The organism is Acinetobacter sp. ANC 4216, assembly GCF_004331195.1.
GTDB lineage: Bacteria > Pseudomonadota > Gammaproteobacteria > Pseudomonadales > Moraxellaceae > Acinetobacter > Acinetobacter kookii.
In genome coordinates this window covers 1-18316 of record NZ_SJOC01000017.1, presented here as the reverse complement: position 1 = coordinate 18316, position 18316 = coordinate 1, and the positions used below count along the sequence as shown (strand labels likewise).

Here is an 18316-nt window from a genome sequence, read left to right as displayed (position 1 = left end):
CTGTGATCATCTTATAATGATGAAAAGTGTACTAATCATACGCCTTTCATTTTTAGCCGAAAAGCCATCATCGCCATAATTTATAGGCTGTTGATAAGTTTAATTTGCTTTGATGCGCCTAAAAATTACAAGGTTGAGGTGGCAAGCTTAATACCAAAACCACAAAATAACAGCCCCACAGCTGCTACACATGAGGCTGTCACTTTATAACGGGAAGTAAAATAAGACGCCAGTTTTACACCAGAAAAAATCAGAATGGTTAAATAGCTCATGCTAATGATCTGCAAGATCACTGCTAGTGCAGTAAAGGTAACTGCCGGATAAGCATAAGCCGGATCGACAAACTGCACAAAAAAAGACAAATAAAAGAGAATGGCTTTGGGGTTTAAAATACTGATGGTCAGCGCAGTTTTAAAGGGTTGCAGCTGTTCAATATTTTCTTTTACTGTTGCTATCTGGGCATTTGAAGGCAGTGCATTCCAGCTGTGATAGGCAGCAATCAGTAATTTTATGCCTAAATAACTTAAATAAATTGCACCAATAATCTTCAGTAAGGTAAATACCCAGGGGAAAGCATGTAGTAATGAGGCTGCACCCAATGCCGTCAGTAGAATTAAAATCAGGTCGCCGGTATAGACACCGAAAGCACTTTTATAGCCGGCTTTTATTCCGAAACGCGAAGCGATGGACATCACATACAGTGAATTTGGGCCGGGTAGCAATACAATTAGGGTGGTGCCAATAATATAGGTGCTAAGATCGGTTATGCCGAACAAAATAAACTCTCAAATCATAAAAAAAGCCGACCTGTTCACTATAACAAAATCGGCTTTTTTTAGGGGAAGATATGAATCAATTAAGCTTTAATTTCAGCATCCAGGCCAAAAGACTGGCGCAATAAAGTACTTAACTGCTCACGTGCCTTAATAAATCCGTCAATGCCGCTTTGTAAGAGTTGTGACGACATTAAGTCTTTTTCAATCTGGGCTTTAAAGCTTTCTTTGCTTAAAGGCTCAACCTGATGCTGGCAATGCGCCTGAGCATGATCGCTGGAAAGCTGGGCCACCACTTCACGCTGATCTTGTTCCAGTTCTGCCAAAAGGTTTGGAGAAACGGTAAGCAGGTCACAACCCGCCAATCCCAGTACCTGATCGATACTGCGGAAACTTGCACCCATCACTTCTGTTTTAATGCAATGCTGTTTATAGAAATGATAAATCTGTTTGACTGAAAGTACACCCGGGTCTTTCTCAATCGGATAATGATCGACATTTTCTGCTTTTTTGTACCAGTCCAGAATACGGCCAACAAAAGGGGAAATAAGGGTGACGTTGGCATCCGCACAGGCTTGGGCCTGATGCAAGCCGAATAACAGCGTCAAGTTGCAATGAATTCCTTCAGCCTCGAGGGCTTTTGCTGCCTGAATGCCTTCCCAGGTAGAAGCAATTTTAATCAGGATACGGTTCTGATCGATACCGTAGGTTTTATATAATTCCAGCAGCTCTTTGGCTTTGGCAATGGTGGCTTCAGTATCGTAAGACAGGGCTGCATCCACTTCAGTAGAAACACGTCCTTGAATCAGTTTTAGAATTTCCACACCAAACTTGACCGTCAGGATATCGATGGTACGCTCGACCAGAAGATCGCCGTTATAACCTTCAGATTTCGCCTGTTCATAGGCAGCTTCAATCAGTTCCTTATTTTCGGGCTGATTTGCCGCAGCTGTAATCAGCGAAGGATTGGTGGTTGCATCAAGCGGGCGAAATTTTTCGATCGCGGAAAAATCGCTACTGTCGGCAACAATGGTGGTGAGGTTTTTTAATTGATCTAAAGCTGATTGAGTCATTGTCGTGTGGTTCTTAAAGTTATTTCCCGTTTATTTGTTATATCACAATCTACTGTTATCCAAAGTAAAAAGCGCGTATAAGGCCTGTCTATTTTATGTTTTTTCTTGAATTTCGGATGTGATTAATCAAAAAATGAGCAGCTGCGCCGAGCTGGCTTTCGCGACTCCAGACCAGGTCGACAAAATATTCAAATTTCGGAGTGAAATCCAGAAAATTAAGAATTTTAAGTTGCTGTTGAATATGTGGATTTTGATTTAACATTTCTAAAGGTAAAACACCCCATCCCAGACCTTGCTGAATCATGGCACAAGCAGATAAATGGTTATCTGTACGCCAGTAGCTTTTTGAAAATAACAGTTCCGGTTTGATGCTGCGGTCGCGACTTGCCACCACAATTTGCCGGCTTTGCAAAATTTGCTCATAGCTCAGCTGTTCAAATCTGGCTAATGGAGAGTTGATCGCTGCAACAGGCACCAAGGCCTCACGTTTGAGTTCGACAAACTGTTCACGCGCTTCCAGCTGTTCACGTTCAAACATGAGTGCCAATTGCGCAGTCTGGTTGAGCAGCATTTTTAATGCATCTTCCTGTGGCGCGGAAAAAATGTTGATTTGCAGTTCAGGAAACTGTTTTTCCAGCAGTGAAATATAGTCAATCCATTGTGTATGCAGCAGTTCAGAAACCACCACAATATTTAAGGCAGATTCCAGACCTTGACTCAGGGCAAAAGCCTGCTGTTTCCACTGGTTAATTTCAATCAAGAGTTGTTCGGTTTTTTCATATAAGGTCAGGGCTTGGGGTGTGGGAACTGGCTCACGACCAATACGTGTAAAAAGCAATAAATTGATGTCAATTTCCAGATTGGCAATCGACATGCTGACCGCCGAAGGAACTTTGCCGAGCTTTCTGGCCGCGGCAGAAAATGAGCCGCTTTCAATCACGGTCTTAAAAATGATCAGCTGTTCCTGATTAATATTCATTTATCAAAACTTTTGAAAGAATCTAATTCGATTGATCAATATTATCAAAATAAAATGCTTTCATCTAAATGAACGAGTTTTAAAATGTTGATGTCCAAAAGAAGGATAATTCATGCACTGAGTTATGAAATGATCCTGCTGGTGATCATTGCGATTGCGTTGAGCTTTATTTTTGATATGCCTATGGAAGTGACCGGTACGCTAGGCATTGCAATGGCCGTGACTTCAGTAATTTGGAATATGGTTTTCAATCATTTTTTTGAAAAGTTTGAAGCCAAACGTCAACTGAAAAGAACAGTCGGGGTGCGTATTCTACATGCCATTGGTTTTGAAGGTGGCTTGATGCTGGTGACCATTCCCATGGTAGCTTATGCCTTGGAGATGTCAATTTGGCAAGCGATTTTGACGGATTTCAGCATGACCTTGTGTATTTTGATATACACCTTTATTTTCCAATGGTGTTATGACGCTATAGAAAATCATTTAGAGATAAATCGTACCTATCAAGCATGAGTTAAAAATCAATTAATATTTTGATTTCTTTTTTAAGAAAAGATTTTTATCTTTCAACGTACATTCCTTAACCTAAAACTGACAGTTTACTGCAATTACTACGGCTTGATCTCCTTTATATTAAAATCTGCACTGCTTAAATATGTGAAAAGTGCATAATTTTTTACCCGCTGTTTTAAACCTGATTTTAAAAGCATGATAAAAGGATAAGACCAATATGAAGGATAATTTTGATCGTGACGTTGTAAAAAACCTTCCTAAAGATGCTCGAGATGATTTAAATGCAGATCCAATTACAGGTGAACCTGGCGCACATCCGGTTGGAACAGGTGAAGGTGCAGTAGGTGGTGCAACAGCAGGGGCAGCGGTTGGAGCAATCGGTGGTCCATTTGGAGCCTTGGTGGGTGGTGCGCTAGGTGCTGTAGTCGGTGGTTTGGCAGGTAAAGGTGCTGCTGAAGCAGTGAACCCGACAGAAGAAGAAGCCTATTGGAGAGAGACTGCTCATACCACACCTTATTATGCAGAAACGCTGACGACTTATTCGGACCTGGATTATGAGCGAGACTATGAAAATGCCTATCGAATTGGGTATGAAAACCGTCCTCACTATGATGCAAGTACCCGTTTTGAAGATGTAGAAAATGATCTAAAGGTTAAATGGGATCATGAAAAAGGTTTGTCGCGCTTAACCTGGAGTGAAGCGCGAATTGCAGTTAAAGAAGCTTGGGATCGTGCTACGCGATAAAGTTCATTAAGCTGTTGAATCAAAAAAGCCCTCAGAAAAGTCTAACTTTCGAGGGCTTTTTATTTAACAAGTGAAAACAGGGAGATTATTTTTCAATAATCGCTGTTACACCTTGACCACCTGCAGCACAGATCGAAACCAGAATACGACCTGAACCTTTCTGGTTAAGCAACTTGGCAGCAGTTGCGATGATACGGCCGCCAGTAGCTGCAAATGGGTGACCTGCTGCCAAAGATGACCCTTTAACGTTTAATTTGCTACGGTCAATTGAACCGAGTGGAGCATCCAACCCTAAACGTTCTTTACAGAATTTTGGATCTTCCCAGGCTTTCAATGTAGAAAGCACTTGAGAAGCAAATGCTTCATGGATTTCATAGTAGTCAAAATCTTGAAGAGTAATACCAGCACGTTCAAGCATACGTGGAACGGCATAAGCAGGGGCCATTAACAAGCCTTCTTTTTTCTCGACAAAATCAACTGCGGCAGTTTCCTGGAAAGTCAGGTAAGCAAGAACTTCATGACCATTGGCTTTAGCCCATTCTTCAGACGCTAAAAGTACACAAGAGGCACCATCAGTCAGCGGAGTTGAGTTACCCGCAGTCATGGTACGTGCATCGCCTTTACCAAATGCCGGTTTAAGTTTTGCAAGTTTTTCTACAGAAGAATCTGCGCGTAGGTTGTTGTCACGTTCTAGACCGAGGAATGGCGTGATTAAATCATCGAAGAAACCTTCTTCATATGCAGCCGCCATTTTTTGATGTGAAGATGCAGCCAGCTCATCTTGAGCTTCACGAGAAATGCCCCACTCAAGTGTCGTAATTGCCTGATGGTCACCCATAGAAAGACCGGTACGTGGCTCACCATTTTTTGGTGCATCCATCAAGTCTTTTACATTAATTTTGGTTAATGCCTTTAAACGGTCTTTCGCAGTTTTTGCGATGTTCAGTTCAAGTAAGGCTTTTCGTAAGCCGTCACCGAAAGCGATAGGTGCATCAGAAGTCGTATCTACACCACCAGCAATACCGACTTCAATTTGACCCAGTGCAATTTTGTTTGCCACAAGGAAGGCTGCTTGCAAACCTGTACCACATGCTTGCTGAATATCGTAAGCGGGTGTTTCGGGAGCAAGTTCAGTATTTAACACACACTCACGCGTCATGTTAAAGTCACGGCTGTGTTTTAAAACTGCGCCAGCAACAACTTCGCCTAAACGTTGGCCTTGTAAATTGAAACGCTCAACTAGGCCATTTAATGCTGCAGTAAACATGTCGCTGTTAGACGCAGTAAAGTAAGCACCGTTTGAACGGGCAAAAGGAATACGGTTACCACCGATAATAGCAACGCGGCGAACTGTGTTTTGGCTCATGGTTTTATCCTGTTGAACAGACGTTGGTGTTGGAGATTTATCTGTTTGGGTAGTTGATGCAGTAGTTTTACTACGTGGTGAAGTCGAACGAGTGCGGGTCGTTTTAGTCGTATTGTTTGCTGGCTTGGCTGTTGTGCCAGAAGTTTTATTTGTACGCGCAGTACTTTTTGATGGTTTTGACACGGTTTCCGTAGCAGAATTTTCGACTGCCGGATTTTCTTGAGTTGTTTTGCTCATCAGGCTTTTCCAAGCATTTTACAGTATTCTTGGGGTGTACATTACCACAATCTAAAAACAGCTGAATTGACTAAAATGACATTAGGCAAAGCATTCAGGTCAAGACATCCATGGTTTAACTCAAGTATGATTCTATGGAAACTGATGGATGTATTGAAATATAAGTGCCTGACATCATATTGAAGTTAAAAGGATATGTTCAAAACCATCAAAAATTAATTTGTAAGAGAGATAATAAACATGACTGATCAATACCAAATCTTTGCAAAATCTCCTATTGGTAAATTTGTCATCAAAAATTTAGGTTTGCCGTCCCCAACTCCTTTAGAGCGTTTCGAGTCAGCTTCACCCGTAGTAAAAGGTGCGGTGTTATTTGGTGCTGCATCATCCAGTACATTATCGGGTGCAATTGCACAAGTTCTGGCCAATATTCATGCCAATGGCTATGCGGGTAACAATTCAGAATTGCAACAGGCTGCAGCAAAAGCAGGTTTAAACCTGGGTGCATTTAATGAAGGTGACAAAGAGTCAAAATTTAAAGCGGTGATTTTTGATGCGTCCGGCATTCAAGACTCTGAACAACTGAAAGAACTTTATAACTTCTTTAACCCAATTGCGCGTCAAATTCAGGCTTCAGGCCGTGTTGTGGTAGTAGGTATTAGCCCTGAAACTGCAAAAACAGTAAAACAGGCCATTGCACAGCGTGCGCTTGAAGGTTTTGTAAAATCCGTAGGTAAAGAATTCAAGAAAGGGATTGCAGCACAACTGGTTTATGTCGATGAAGGTGCAGAAGCAAACCTTGAATCTACATTACGTTTCGCACTTTCTCCACGTTCTGCTTATGTGTCTGGTCAAGTCATTCGTGTTTCCAAGGCAGAGGTTGTCGATGTAGACTGGGCCAAACCACTGGCGGGTAAAACTGCTGTAGTCACCGGTGCCAGCCGTGGTATTGGTGAAGCGATTGCACATGTACTGTCACGTGATGGCGCACATGTCATTTGCCTGGACGTTCCACAACAGCAGGCAGATCTGGACCGTGTTGCCGGTGAAATTGGCGGTTCTACGCTTGCGATTGATATCACTGCTGCGGATGCGGGTGAAAAAATCAAGGCGGCTGCAGCGGCGCAGGGCGGTCTGGATATTATCGTGCACAACGCCGGAATTACCCGTGACAAAACTTTGGCCAATATGAAGCCCGAGCTTTGGGATCTGGTGATCAACATTAATCTGTCTGCAATAGAACGAGTAAATGATTACTTGCTGGAAAATGATGGCTTCAATGCGAATGGCCGCATTGTGTGTGTCTCTTCAATTTCAGGTATTGCAGGCAATTTGGGACAAACCAACTATGCGGCGTCTAAAGCAGGCGTGATTGGTGTAGTGAAATTCACGGCACCGATTTTGAAAAATGGCGTGACCATTAATGCGGTTGCACCGGGCTTCATTGAAACTCAAATGACCGCAGCGATTCCATTTGCAATTCGTGAAGCAGGCCGCCGTATGAATTCAATGAGTCAAGGTGGTTTACCTGTCGATGTTGCTGAAACGATTGCATTATTTGCATCTTCAGCGTCTACAGGTTTAAATGGCAACGTGGTTCGTGTGTGTGGTCAAAGCTTGCTAGGGGCTTAACACATTAAAGTCCTCTCCCTTGGGGAGAGGATTTAGGAGAGGGAGATAAGGGGATATATTATTAACCCTCTCTCTAGCTCTCTCCCAAAGGGAGAGAGAACTCCATTAAATAAATTAGAAAAACTTCTCAAAGGTTCTGTATGAATACTCGCCATTTTAGCCAACTTCCAAAACCTTATTTAGCCTATCCTAAAGTGATTCAAGGCTTGATTTTTAAAAAGCCTAAAGGTGAAAAAGTGCTGCCGCAAGTGGAATATGTGGTGGATTCATTCAAGGTTGATCAAAAGCATCTTAAAGCTTATAACGAAGTCTGTGGCTTCAAGAATAATGGTTATATTCCTGCCATTTATCTGGCGGTGCTATCGCAAAGCCTGCAAATGCATATGATGACGACGGAAGCTTTCCCGTTTGCAATTTTAGGTCTGGTACATATTCGCAACCAGATTAAACAAAGCCGCAAAGTGGGGACCAATGAGCCATTAACCTTGTCCTGCAAGTTTGGTGAGTTGCAACCGCATGACAAGGGCGTGCAATTTGATTTCATTACCACGGCGAAAGTGGGCAATGAAGTGGTAATGGAAGGGACAACTACCTATTTGGCCCGTCAAAAAACCAGTGTCAAGGCTGCGCCTAAACTGGTCGACAATAAAACGCCAGCCTATGAATTGAATGCAGAATGGAATGTCTCTGAAAATACCGGGCGTCGTTATGCTTTAACGTCTGGTGACTTTAACCTGATTCATATCCATGCCATCACGGCAAAAGCCTTCGGTTTTAAACAGGCGATTGCCCATGGGATGTGGAGCAAGGCTAAAGCATTGGCCAGCTTAACTTTGCCAGATGCTTATACCGCTGACGTGTGGTTTAAACTGCCGATGTATCTCCCTTCAAAAGTGGAGTTCTTGACTGCTCAGGAAGGAAAGGATACCGAGTTTGTCATCCGGAACAGTAAAAATAAAAAGCCACATGTTACGGGAAGTGTGAAAGCACTTTAAGACCAAAGCCTAAGTCACTGTAGATTTAGGCTTTTTTGTTTTAAGTTCGATAGAATGTCTTACTGGTCTATGGAAAGCACAGTTGAATGAAAGAAATCAAAGCATATCTCTTCGCCAATACAGCAAATTATCAAGGTCATGTCGATGAACGATTTATGGACCTTGCTACACAATTCAGCCGGATGCAGGATGCGCGGACGAATTTAGGTGGGGCTGCTCTGGTGGTTTATTTTCAGGGACGCAAAGTTGTTGATATCTGGACCGGGAAAAAGTCTGAAACTGAAAGCTGGCAAACGGATACCTTGTCGCTATGCTATTCCACCGGTAAAGGGGTTTTATCTACCTTGGCGCATATTTTGGTCAGTGAAGGTTTTCTTGACTATGACATTCCAGTAGCACGGTACTGGCCTGAATTTGCCCAACAGGGTAAAGATAAAATTAGTTTAAGGCATATTCTGAGTCACCAAAGCGGTTTATATGATATTCGCCATCTTGTTGCTGATGCTTCGGAAATGGCGGATTGGCCGCACATGCTGGATGTCTTGGCCCAGGCCAAACCCCGTTTTGAAGTCGCGACAGATGCCGCATATCAGCCCTTAACTTTTGGCTGGCAAGTGGGCGGGGTATTGGAAAATGCTACAGGGAAGACATTAGCAGAACTGATGCAACACTATCTGATTGATTCATTGCAATTAGATGCTGCCTATTTTGGCGTGCCGAAGGAGAAACTGGCTAACGTTGCCCGGATTATGCCTCAGCAAAAATTTTCAACAGATAAACCGCAAAATGCCAAGGCTAAAGTCAAACCTCAACAGGCACGCAAAGCATCTCCCTTAGATAAACTGTTAGAACTTTCTGGTCAAAACCCTCAAGACTTTCAGGATGCGATGATTCCTAAAGGGATGAAAAATTTCAGCTTCTTTAGCGATGCAGGACTACAGGCCATTATTCCTGCGGCAACGGGTGTGTTTAGCGCCAACAGCCTGGCACGTATTTACGCAATGCTTGCCAATGCTGGGGAGTGGCAAGGGCAGCAGTTGATTCAGCCTGAAGTCTTTCAGCAATTAAGTCAAATACAATATACCCGGCGTGACCGGATCATGCCATTACCGATGCATTGGCGTTTGGGTTATCACCGGGTTTTAACCTTAGGAAAATCATCCTCAGGATTTGGTCATATGGGCTTTAATGGCTCTGGTGCGTGGTGCGATCCGGAGCGTGGTTTAAGTTTTGCCTATACCCATAATTTCCCTGTCGCCTCGATTACAGGAGATTACCGATTATGGGGCTTAACGCAGGAAGCATTGCGCTGTACAGATCGGATTTTATATGGTCGTAAAGGCTGGTTTTAATTTGCAATATGTTGCTTGAGCAAAGAGCAGAAAAATATGCTATTTTGCCTGCGATTCTAGCTGCTGTTGATATTTTATGAAAAATGTCGTGTTGATTCCTTTGCTGACAAGTGCTGCATTACTGGGATGTCAGGATGCTAACCAATCGGATACGCAAGCCAAGGCATCGATAGAATCGCAAAAGCAACAGGCAGCATGGGCAGGAAAATATGAAGGGACAACGCCATGCATGGGCTGTTTATCGCGCTGTGAAGATTGTCCGGGAATGGCGGTTGCTTTAGAGCTGCATGAAGACAAAACTTACACTTTAACCCGTGAAAGTTTGAGTGGCCATAACGAATTGGAAACCCTGACTGGTCAGCTGCGTTTCGATGCCAAAGATGAGAACAAAATTGAGCTGATCAATGTGCCTACACGTAATTTGCTTTATGTGGATTTGGATGAAAAAGTCCTCGAAATTCGTGTAGACAAGACGGCAAAACCTTATCAGATGCAAAGTGATTTTCTTTTAGGTAAGTTGGCTTAATTCGCTTATTCAGACAATTTTAAATCCTGTACTTAAGCCGGATAAATACAGGATTTTTATTGCGCAAATGCTGCCATTTATTTCACTATTTTATAAAAAAACAGTATGCTTAGACCTGTAAAAAGGAGCATACATGTATCAAGTACTTGCACGAAAATACCGTCCACGTAATTTTAAGGAATTGGTGGGGCAAAACCATGTGTCACGCGCATTAACGAGTGCCTTGGAACGTGGTCGGTTACATCATGCGTATTTGTTTACCGGGACTCGCGGAGTAGGTAAAACCACCATTGCCCGTATTTTGGCAAAATGTCTGAACTGTGAAACTGGTGTGACCTCAACACCGTGTGAAGTATGTGCCACCTGTACGGCGGTGAATGAAGGCCGTTTTATCGACCTGATCGAAATTGATGCGGCATCACGTACAAAAGTAGAAGATACACGTGAATTATTGGATAACGTTCCGTATGCACCTACTCAAGGTCGTTTCAAGGTTTACCTGGTAGATGAAGTGCATATGCTGTCTACGCATTCCTTCAATGCCTTACTGAAAACCTTGGAAGAACCACCTGAACACGTCAAATTTCTTTTTGCAACCACTGATCCGCAAAAGTTACCGATTACCGTCATTTCGCGCTGCTTGCAATTCACTTTACGTCCACTTGCAGTCGATGAAATTACTGCACATCTGAGCGATATTTTAAATAAAGAAAATATACCAGCAGAACAGGATGCGGTCTGGCAAATTGCCGAATCTGCCCAGGGTTCATTGCGTGATGCCTTGTCTTTAACCGATCAGGCGATTGCCTATGGTCAGGGCGCAATCCAGCATCAAGATGTCAAAGACATGTTGGGCTTGATTGACCGCACCATCATTTATGATTTGATTTTGGCTATTCATCAAAACCAGCAAACACGTGTCAGTCAATTGCTCATGCAATTTAGGCAGCAGGCTCTGGATGTGTCACTGGTTTTGGATCAGTTGATTTCGACCTTGCATGAACTGGCATTATTGCAATATCTGCCTGAGCTGAGCTTGAAATATAGTGCTGAAATCAATCAAAAGATTATGCAGCTTTCTCAACTCATTTCAGCACAAGATTTACAGTTGTATTATCAGGTAGCTTGTAAAGGTCGTGCCGATCTGCAACTTGCTGTAACGCAAGAGCAGGGCTTTGAAATGTGCGTATTACGATTACTGGCGTTCCGTCCATTACAGCCCAATGAAGTTCCTGTATCACACGCACAAGTCGTTACACAGCACGTTGAGCCAGTGCTTGAACAGCCGGTTGATTCAGAGATTACAGAGCAGCAATCATCGCAGAAGGTAGCTGTAGAGCCAGTCACATCTGTTGAATCAGCAGCAGTATATGATGATTTTGATGAGTCTCAGTATGATGAAGATCCATTTAATGAAGTTGCAGCTCAATCTTCTATAGATGAACCCAGTTCGGATGATTTCCTGGAACAGGATACGGTAGAAGATGAAGTTCTATCTCCGGCATCAAATACGCCATTGAATCCGGCTCAAGCACAGTCGGAAAAAATTGTCTTTGATCCCTCCAGTGACGATGCATTATTTGGCTTTGACGATGAGCCTGAAGCAATAAGCACTACAGCTGATGAAGGCAGCAGCGATGATTTCCTGTTTGATGAAATAGCACCTTTAGCAACAGGTGAAACCACACCGACCGAATCTCAAGCTGAAGTTCCGGTGCAAGCTCAGCAAGCTGTAGAGGAAACAGCCCAAGATTCATTATTTGATTTGGCACCTGAACCGGCTGTTTCGGCACATCGAGAGGTACAAGACAATCTGACAGATACCTCATCGAAACTGATGCCACAAGATATTCTGAAATTAAAGCCTCAGGTGCTTGAAGGCGAGTGGACGGTAGATAAATGGGAGTACTGGTTCCGTAACAGTCATCTGTCACCGGCAGTTCAAGAATTGGCACAACAGGGTGTAATGACGGGGCAAATCAATGGTGAAACGATTTTCCATATTCCAAAGCAATATGAAGCATTGTTGACTCAGTTGCAGCATGCCCTGGAACAGGCGTTAAAAACCGAATGGTCGAGTACGCATTTTCAGGTTCATTATGCCGAATTAACAACCACGACGCCGTATAGCATGCAAAGTGAGCGTAAAGAAAAAGCTTATGCGCGTGCGGCAGAGCTACTGCATGCAGAGCCTGCGGTCAAAGAGCTGCTACAAAACTTTGAAGGTGAAATACAGAATATCCAGCTGAAATAAGCTTATTCATTCACACTATATGGGTATAGAGCATCCCGCATTTGAATTGGAATCGGGGTGCTTTTTCGTGTCTGGCGGTCGACAAATACATGCACGAAATGGCCTTGTGCTGAGGCTACATTATGACCCTGTTTAAAAATGGCCAAATCATATTGGACAGATGAATTTCCTAGTTTCGAAATAGTCACGCCGACATCAATGATTTCAGGATAAGACAGTTCCTGGAAAAAACTACAGGCAGAATCCACCACTAATCCAATCACGGGCGAATAGCGAATGTCAAAATCTGCCTTTTCAATGAGCAGGGAATTGGCAGCAGTATCAAAATAACTGTAATAGGTGACATTATTGACGTGACCATAGATATCATTATCAGACCAGCGGGTTTGAATGGGTAAGAAGTAAGAAAAATCGGCACGATGTTTGGGAATCTGTTTCATTGCTATAGTCACTTTAATGATTTCATTTTTTTCTGGGAAGCCTAGGAAAATACAAGTTAAAAATAGCTCATCTCAATAAAACTGGATGACCTGTAATAACTGTAAAAGCAATTTAGATATTCTTAAATCTTTATTTTTATCAGCAGCATAAGTTTGATTTATGCATAAATAGCTTGATAAATTTCCCGTGCGTCATGTTGGCTGAGAGCACGCGGATTATTTTGCAACAGCCGGGTTTGTAGCATCGCATCATTGGCCAGTTGTTCCAGCATATTTTCAGGCACATTCAAATCTTTCAACCTTAAAATCAGGCCGCTTTTGTCCAGATGATTCTGCATGTGGTCAATAAATAAATCACATAGACCGTCTGTACTGCCGTTGCTTTTCGGGTCAAGCCAGCACATCAGCTCGGCATAGTACTGTTTGGCATTCGGGGCGTTGAACTTTAACACTTCGGTCAACACCAGAGCATTGCTATGCCCATGTGAAATATGAAAATGTCCGCCTAAGGGATAAGCCAGCGCATGGACTGCTGCCACTGGAGCATTGGCAAAGGCCTGTCCGGCGAGCATGGAGCCAACCAGCATATTTTGCCGTGCTTCAAAATTCTGCCCATCTGCCAGGACCAAACTTAGATTTTTATTGAGTAATCTTAACGCCTGTTTGGCTAACATGTCGGCATAGGGATTCTTTTTGATTTTTGAAGTATAGGCTTCAATCGCATGTACCATCGCATCGATGCCGGTTGCCGCTGTAATAGGCGCAGGCAGGTTCTGGGTAAAGGTTGCATCTAAAATGGCGACATCGGCAAATAAAACTGGAGCAACAATACCGGTTTTGCTGGTTTCACCTGTAGTGACAATCGAGATGGGGGTAACTTCGGAACCTGTACCTGCCGTGGTGGGAACCAGAAACAGCGGTAATCTAGGGTGTTTGGCATTATTGATGCCATATAAATCCTGCAAGCGCTGTTGTTGCTGCGGATGGGCCAGAACTGCAATTACTTTGGCAACATCCAGTGAACTGCCACCACCGAACCCCAATATGATATCCGCTTGTTCATTTTTGGCGAAGTGTACGGCATCCAATACAATCTGCTCAGGAGGATCGGCCTGAACGTTGGAATAAATCGCATAGGGCAGTCGAATGGTTTCTAAAATTTCTATAATCGGCACATGCAGTTGCTGCTGAATGATGCCGGCATCGGTGACCAGCAGCAGTTTTTTATAAGCGTGTTGTTGTAATAATGGCTTTAACTCATAGATCGAGCCCAGTCCAGAAATAATATTCGAGACGGTTTGAAATTGAAAATGGCTCATCTATTGCTTCCTTTTTGATATCAAATTCAAGATTATTGTTTTAGTGTTCTATAGGATTCATCCTCTAAATAACTTAACATAAGACACCTGAAAATAAAGCAGTAATTGAGGTTGTTATGTCATCCAAAACGCCCTATAAGGTGTTATGTGTATGTTTAGGAAATATTTGCCGCTCTCCCACGGCAGAAGTTGTTCTTAGGCATTTTTGTGATAAACAGCAACTGAATATTATGATCGACTCCGCAGGAACCAGTAATTACCATCCTGGAAAAGCACCAGATGAGCGTAGCCAGAAACATGCCTTAAAGCGCGGTTATGATTTATCATCGTTACGGGCGCGCCAGTTAAAAGCGCAAGATTTTCTTGAATTTGATCTTATTCTGGCGATGGATCATGAAAATTTATTCAATATTCAAGCGCTTCTACAACAGGCTGAAACGGCCTATGCTGCCAGTCAAATTCGGGCAAAAATTGCATTGATGAGTGAATACGATCAGAATTATCCCAAACAGGCCTTGCCGGATCCATATTATGGCGGGGCAGATGGCTTTGAGCGTGTACTCGATCAGTGTGAATCGAGCAGCTTGGCGTGGGTGGCTATTTTTGAACAGCAGTTCAAACAACAGATTGATGTGAAATAAAGGTTTAAGCACATGAATATTCAAACTCAAATTCAACTTAAGCCTTTTAATACCTTGAGTCTTGATGCAACTGCATCGCATTACTGTAAAGTGCAATCTACCGCTGAATTGGTGGATGCCTTAAATTATGCCAAGCAACAGCAGTTAAATGTTTTGATTTTGTCGGGTGGCAGCAACATGCTATTGCCTGAAAAAATCCATGCGCTTGTGATGCATATGGACATTCAGGGTATTGAAGATATTGCCGAAGATGATGACAGCAAAACCATTCGTGTGGGAGCTGGGCAAGTCTGGCATGATTTTGTGTTATGGACCACAGAAAATCATTTATATGGCCTGCAAAATCTGGCACTTATTCCAGGTCTGGTGGGTGCGTCTCCGGTACAGAATATTGGTGCTTATGGGGTGGAAGCGGGCGAGTTCATCGAGTCGGTTCAGGTCTATGACCGCCAGATGCAACAATTCAGCACCATTCTGGCTCAAGATTGTCATTTTTCCTATCGACACAGTATTTTTAAAGACGATCCAAATCGATTTGTGATTACTCATGTGACTTTTAAGTTGCTTAAGCAAGCTCATTTAATGTTGAATTATGGCGACCTCAAGCAGGCGGTAGGTGAAGAACAGACCGCTGCCAACCTGCAAAAACAAGTGATTCAGATTCGTCAAAGTAAATTGCCCGATCCAAAAGAATATCCGAATGTGGGAAGTTTCTTTAAAAATCCGATAATTTCAGAACAGCTTTTTGACCATTTAGCACAGACTTTTCCGCAATTGCCCCATTATCCTCAAGCCAATGGTGGGGTTAAAATTGCTGCAGGCTGGCTGATCGATCAATCTGGCTGGAAAGGTAAAAAACTGGGCATGGTGGGCATGTTTCATAAGCAAGCCCTGGTGCTGGTGAATTATGATCAGGCCAATCTGGCAGATGTTCAAGCCACCTACCAGGCTGTACAGCATGATGTGCAGCAAAAATTTGATATTTTGTTAGAGCCTGAACCGGTGCTGTTTGATGAAACCGGTTTAATTCGTTCACACATGGAATAAAAATGATGGCGAAATCGCATTGGATGGTACGACTGGTACAAATAGCTTCAGTGCTATTTGTACTGTTCGGCTGTTTCATGGTTTTGCTTTATTCACCCTTTTATTCTGGTTGGGTCGTGAGTGCGCTGAACAGTTTTGTGCCTGTAGAAGTGAATCAGGTGGCAGCAAAAAGCCAGCAAATGGCAGCCTTGAGTGAACATGAAAATCTGGAGCCAGGTTCCAGAGTCTGGATTGCCCGTCAAGCCTACCTGAAATTGATGGAAGAGGCGATCCAGTCGCAAAATTCACAGGATTTAATTCTGATTCAGGCGCGTTACAAGGCCTTGCAGCAAACCATTGAAGATGCCCAGATTCAGGAAGAACAACAACAGGACAAACCGCAGGTTCCGCTGCTGGCAAAGCCGGTCGAGGCTGCATCTGAAGCAGAAGATCCAGCTCAAACGGTTAAAGACTTGCTGGATTTAAACAGTACTGAAAATCAGGCCTTAATGGAAAAATATCTGGATTTTCTGCGCACGCATGAAATAGAAAAGGAAAAGGTGGCCAGCGAAGCTGTCGATGAAACCATCTATCAGGATATTGCCCTGATTCAGGAGCAAAATGAACAATCACAGCCACAAAGTTCTAAACCCTATGCGATTGTGGTTCTGGGTGGCGGGCTAACACTGGATAAAAACAGAAAGGATATAGTAGTAAACAAATATACCCGTCTGCGCCTGGAAAAAACCTTAGCCATAGAACAGCAGTATCGCTTACCGATTGTGCTGAGTGGTGTAGAAGCACCTTATATGCAGCGCTGGTTAAAGGCATATAATGTCGATGCGAAACTGCTGGAAGACCGCAGTATGAATACCTGTGAAAATTCGCGTTTTAGCTCATTATTATTGCAGAAAAAAGGTGGAGCTCCACGGGTGATTTTGATTACTGACCGTTATCATATGCCGCGTACCCGTCGTTTATTTGCCTTGAATGGTATTGAAACTGTACCCGTAGAAGCACCCATGCCGACTCAATTGACCAAGTGGCGTCCAAGTGAACAGAATTATGACCATAGTCGCCGTGCCAATTATGAAATGTTAGCCACTATTCGTGATATCTGGTTTGGTTCCAGTGATTGCCGAGAGGTACCTTAATGCCCGATATTCCATTCTTAAATCCTGCCATTTTAAAACAGCTGGATTTACCCGTTCCAAGCCGTGAAACCACACCTCAGTTACTTGAAGCATTAAATCTGAACAAGCCTTATCAGCCTTCAGTCGAAATTCAGGCTTATCGTCAGTTATATGGTTTGCATCTGCTGGATTGTGAGCATTGGCAAGGCTATGTACAAATGCCTTTGTTTAAATTGCATGTACAGGTGTTTCAACCACATCTGGAAAAAATTGCCTTGCCGAAAATACGCGGTACGGTATTTTTACTGCATGGCTATCTGGAACATAGCGGAATTTACCAGCCGATTATTCGTGAATTGCTGGAACAGGGGTTTAGTGTCATTACTTATGATTTGCCCGGTCATGGCCTCAGTGATGGTTCTCCGGCAAACATCAAGAATTTTGACCATTACCAGCAGGTATTGCATGCGGTTTATCACTACATTAAAAATGCTGAACAATTGCCGAAACCTTGGTTAGGCATCGGGCAGAGTACGGGTGGTGCCATCTGGATGCATCATTTGCTGGAATTTGCCCAACGTCGTGAAAATCCCTATGTAGACCGTGTTTTATTGCTTTCACCCCTGATTCGACCGGCCAAGACGGCGTGGTGGCATAATTCGGTCGGTCTGGGGATTATCCGGCGTATTAAGCGTCAGGTACCACGGCATTTTAGACGCAATAACCACAATCCTGAATTTCTGCGTTTTGTTCGTTTAAAAGATCCGTTACAGCCCCGTATGATGGGAATGGACTGGATTCTGGCCATGTCAAAATGGATGCAGGAAATGGAAGCGCGTCCTGCTTGCCGCATTCCTGTCTGGCTGGCACAGGGAGCGCAGGATCAGACTGTGGACTGGCGTTATAATATCGAGTTTATTCGTCGCAAGTTCCGTTTGCAGACCTTATTGATGCTGGAAGAAGGGTCACACCAGTTGATTAACGAACGTGCCGATATTCGTGCAGCCTTAACTGGTTTGATTCCAGCTTTTTTACATGCCCAAAGCTCGTCTGGTTATTATTGATATTCTCTATTGTATCCACACTTAAAAGAGGCCACATGGCCACTGCTGTCCCATAGTTTACTTTAAATAAAAAAACCTGAGTCCGAATAGTTAAAATATAAGTGCGAACAAACACTTTAACGATCAAGGACTCAGGTTTTGTCACATCAGAATACCGTATTTCATCAGCTGATTAAACCTGTCGTGCGACAGGATTTTGAACACCTTGTGAAAAAATATCATGTTGGACAGAAATTTAGATCGGCTTC

The 18316-nt window shown here is 43.2% G+C and carries 18 protein-coding genes; 12 read left to right on the top strand and 6 right to left on the bottom strand.

Features of this window, described 5'->3' with window-relative positions; translation table 11 throughout:
- Window positions 1–125: 125 nt before the first annotated feature.
- From leuE to aceR, 3 genes are all read right to left on the bottom strand, one after another.
- Window positions 126–776, bottom strand: a complete 651-nt coding sequence (gene leuE, locus E0H88_RS13505; RefSeq protein ID WP_092818326.1) for a leucine efflux protein LeuE — start codon at window positions 774–776, stop codon at window positions 126–128.
- Window positions 777–856: 80 nt separating this feature from the next.
- Entirely contained in the window at window positions 857–1846 is a 990-nt protein-coding gene (gene tal / locus E0H88_RS13500) for a transaldolase (RefSeq protein ID WP_131274558.1), read from the bottom strand.
- 88 nt (window positions 1847–1934) lie between these two features.
- Entirely contained in the window at window positions 1935–2825 is an 891-nt protein-coding gene (aceR, locus tag E0H88_RS13495) for an HTH-type transcriptional regulator AceR (RefSeq protein WP_131274557.1), read from the bottom strand.
- A gap of 84 nt (window positions 2826–2909) precedes the next feature.
- Here aceR and aceI point away from each other — a divergent pair, with 84 nt between their 5' ends.
- Both aceI and E0H88_RS13485 read left to right on the top strand, forming a co-directional pair.
- A complete protein-coding gene (gene aceI, locus E0H88_RS13490; RefSeq protein ID WP_131274556.1) occupies window positions 2910–3338 on the top strand; it encodes a chlorhexidine efflux PACE transporter AceI in 429 nt (142 codons plus the stop codon).
- Window positions 3339–3555: 217 nt separating this feature from the next.
- Window positions 3556–4083: a hypothetical protein gene (locus E0H88_RS13485; RefSeq protein ID WP_131274555.1), complete on the top strand. Its 528-nt coding sequence runs from the start codon at window positions 3556–3558 to the stop codon at window positions 4081–4083.
- 85 nt (window positions 4084–4168) lie between these two features.
- Here the strand turns inward: E0H88_RS13485 and E0H88_RS13480 are convergent, their stop codons facing one another.
- The gene (locus tag E0H88_RS13480; protein WP_131274554.1) at window positions 4169–5686 is read right to left on the bottom strand and encodes an acetyl-CoA C-acetyltransferase; all 1518 of its coding nucleotides are present in this window, start codon (window positions 5684–5686) and stop codon (window positions 4169–4171) included.
- 240 nt (window positions 5687–5926) lie between these two features.
- Between E0H88_RS13480 and E0H88_RS13475 the strand changes: the two genes are divergently transcribed.
- The 5 genes from E0H88_RS13475 to dnaX all read left to right on the top strand — a co-directional run bounded on the left by E0H88_RS13475 (window position 5927) and on the right by dnaX (window position 12445).
- Window positions 5927–7318, top strand: coding sequence for a 3-oxoacyl-ACP reductase (locus E0H88_RS13475; protein WP_131274553.1), 1392 nt, complete (start codon window positions 5927–5929; stop codon window positions 7316–7318).
- A 140-nt stretch (window positions 7319–7458) separates the two neighbouring features.
- Window positions 7459–8313: a MaoC family dehydratase gene (locus tag E0H88_RS13470; RefSeq protein ID WP_131274552.1), complete on the top strand. Its 855-nt coding sequence runs from the start codon at window positions 7459–7461 to the stop codon at window positions 8311–8313.
- An 86-nt stretch (window positions 8314–8399) separates the two neighbouring features.
- The gene (locus tag E0H88_RS13465) at window positions 8400–9665 is read left to right on the top strand and encodes a serine hydrolase domain-containing protein (RefSeq protein ID WP_131274551.1); all 1266 of its coding nucleotides are present in this window, start codon (window positions 8400–8402) and stop codon (window positions 9663–9665) included.
- A 76-nt stretch (window positions 9666–9741) separates the two neighbouring features.
- On the top strand, window positions 9742–10191 hold the full coding sequence (locus E0H88_RS13460; RefSeq protein ID WP_131274550.1) for a copper resistance protein NlpE N-terminal domain-containing protein: 450 nt from the start codon (window positions 9742–9744) through the stop codon (window positions 10189–10191).
- Between the two features lie 133 nt (window positions 10192–10324).
- Window positions 10325–12445 carry a DNA polymerase III subunit gamma/tau gene (dnaX, locus tag E0H88_RS13455; RefSeq protein ID WP_131274549.1) on the top strand — a complete coding sequence of 707 codons (2121 nt, stop codon included), beginning with the start codon at window positions 10325–10327 and terminating at the stop codon, window positions 12443–12445.
- Between the two features lie 2 nt (window positions 12446–12447).
- Here dnaX and E0H88_RS13450 read toward each other — a convergent pair whose 3' ends face one another.
- Together E0H88_RS13450 and E0H88_RS13445 are read right to left on the bottom strand one after the other, a co-directional pair.
- Window positions 12448–12885 carry an acyl-CoA thioesterase gene (locus tag E0H88_RS13450; RefSeq protein ID WP_131274548.1) on the bottom strand — a complete coding sequence of 146 codons (438 nt, stop codon included), beginning with the start codon at window positions 12883–12885 and terminating at the stop codon, window positions 12448–12450.
- 158 nt (window positions 12886–13043) lie between these two features.
- Window positions 13044–14204, bottom strand: coding sequence for an iron-containing alcohol dehydrogenase (locus E0H88_RS13445; RefSeq protein ID WP_131274547.1), 1161 nt, complete (start codon window positions 14202–14204; stop codon window positions 13044–13046).
- Between the two features lie 116 nt (window positions 14205–14320).
- On the opposite strand from E0H88_RS13445, the gene E0H88_RS13440 reads away from it, so the two are divergent.
- From E0H88_RS13440 to E0H88_RS13420, 5 genes are all read left to right on the top strand, one after another.
- A complete protein-coding gene (locus tag E0H88_RS13440) occupies window positions 14321–14845 on the top strand; it encodes a low molecular weight protein-tyrosine-phosphatase (RefSeq protein WP_131274546.1) in 525 nt (174 codons plus the stop codon).
- Between the two features lie 12 nt (window positions 14846–14857).
- A complete protein-coding gene (gene murB / locus E0H88_RS13435) occupies window positions 14858–15892 on the top strand; it encodes a UDP-N-acetylmuramate dehydrogenase (protein WP_131274545.1) in 1035 nt (344 codons plus the stop codon).
- 5 nt (window positions 15893–15897) lie between these two features.
- Window positions 15898–17025, top strand: a complete 1128-nt coding sequence (locus tag E0H88_RS13430; protein ID WP_131274544.1) for a YdcF family protein — start codon at window positions 15898–15900, stop codon at window positions 17023–17025.
- The gene (locus tag E0H88_RS13425; RefSeq protein ID WP_131274543.1) at window positions 17025–18068 is read left to right on the top strand and encodes an alpha/beta hydrolase; all 1044 of its coding nucleotides are present in this window, start codon (window positions 17025–17027) and stop codon (window positions 18066–18068) included. The genes E0H88_RS13430 and E0H88_RS13425 overlap by 1 nt, the downstream gene beginning before the upstream one ends.
- 138 nt (window positions 18069–18206) lie before the next feature.
- Window positions 18207–18316, top strand: a 110-nt coding sequence (locus E0H88_RS13420; protein ID WP_131274542.1) for a DUF4372 domain-containing protein, incomplete at its 3' end; no start/stop codon positions are given.

What these genes read in the sequence shown, in the direction of transcription:
- tal (WP_131274558.1), bottom strand. Translation starts at nt 1,846, where the DNA reads ATGACTCAATCAGCTTTAGATCAATTAAAAAACCTCACCACCATTGTT.
- aceR (WP_131274557.1), bottom strand. Translation starts at nt 2,825, where the DNA reads ATGAATATTAATCAGGAACAGCTGATCATTTTTAAGACCGTGATTGAA.
- aceI (WP_131274556.1), top strand. Translation starts at nt 2,910, where the DNA reads ATGTTGATGTCCAAAAGAAGGATAATTCATGCACTGAGTTATGAAATG.
- E0H88_RS13485 (WP_131274555.1), top strand. Translation starts at nt 3,556, where the DNA reads ATGAAGGATAATTTTGATCGTGACGTTGTAAAAAACCTTCCTAAAGAT.
- E0H88_RS13480 (WP_131274554.1), bottom strand. Translation starts at nt 5,686, where the DNA reads ATGAGCAAAACAACTCAAGAAAATCCGGCAGTCGAAAATTCTGCTACG.
- E0H88_RS13475 (WP_131274553.1), top strand. Translation starts at nt 5,927, where the DNA reads ATGACTGATCAATACCAAATCTTTGCAAAATCTCCTATTGGTAAATTT.
- E0H88_RS13470 (WP_131274552.1), top strand. Translation starts at nt 7,459, where the DNA reads ATGAATACTCGCCATTTTAGCCAACTTCCAAAACCTTATTTAGCCTAT.
- E0H88_RS13465 (WP_131274551.1), top strand. Translation starts at nt 8,400, where the DNA reads ATGAAAGAAATCAAAGCATATCTCTTCGCCAATACAGCAAATTATCAA.
- E0H88_RS13460 (WP_131274550.1), top strand. Translation starts at nt 9,742, where the DNA reads ATGAAAAATGTCGTGTTGATTCCTTTGCTGACAAGTGCTGCATTACTG.
- dnaX (WP_131274549.1), top strand. Translation starts at nt 10,325, where the DNA reads ATGTATCAAGTACTTGCACGAAAATACCGTCCACGTAATTTTAAGGAA.
- E0H88_RS13450 (WP_131274548.1), bottom strand. Translation starts at nt 12,885, where the DNA reads ATGAAACAGATTCCCAAACATCGTGCCGATTTTTCTTACTTCTTACCC.
- E0H88_RS13445 (WP_131274547.1), bottom strand. Translation starts at nt 14,204, where the DNA reads ATGAGCCATTTTCAATTTCAAACCGTCTCGAATATTATTTCTGGACTG.
- E0H88_RS13440 (WP_131274546.1), top strand. Translation starts at nt 14,321, where the DNA reads ATGTCATCCAAAACGCCCTATAAGGTGTTATGTGTATGTTTAGGAAAT.
- murB (WP_131274545.1), top strand. Translation starts at nt 14,858, where the DNA reads ATGAATATTCAAACTCAAATTCAACTTAAGCCTTTTAATACCTTGAGT.
- E0H88_RS13430 (WP_131274544.1), top strand. Translation starts at nt 15,898, where the DNA reads ATGGCGAAATCGCATTGGATGGTACGACTGGTACAAATAGCTTCAGTG.
- E0H88_RS13425 (WP_131274543.1), top strand. Translation starts at nt 17,025, where the DNA reads ATGCCCGATATTCCATTCTTAAATCCTGCCATTTTAAAACAGCTGGAT.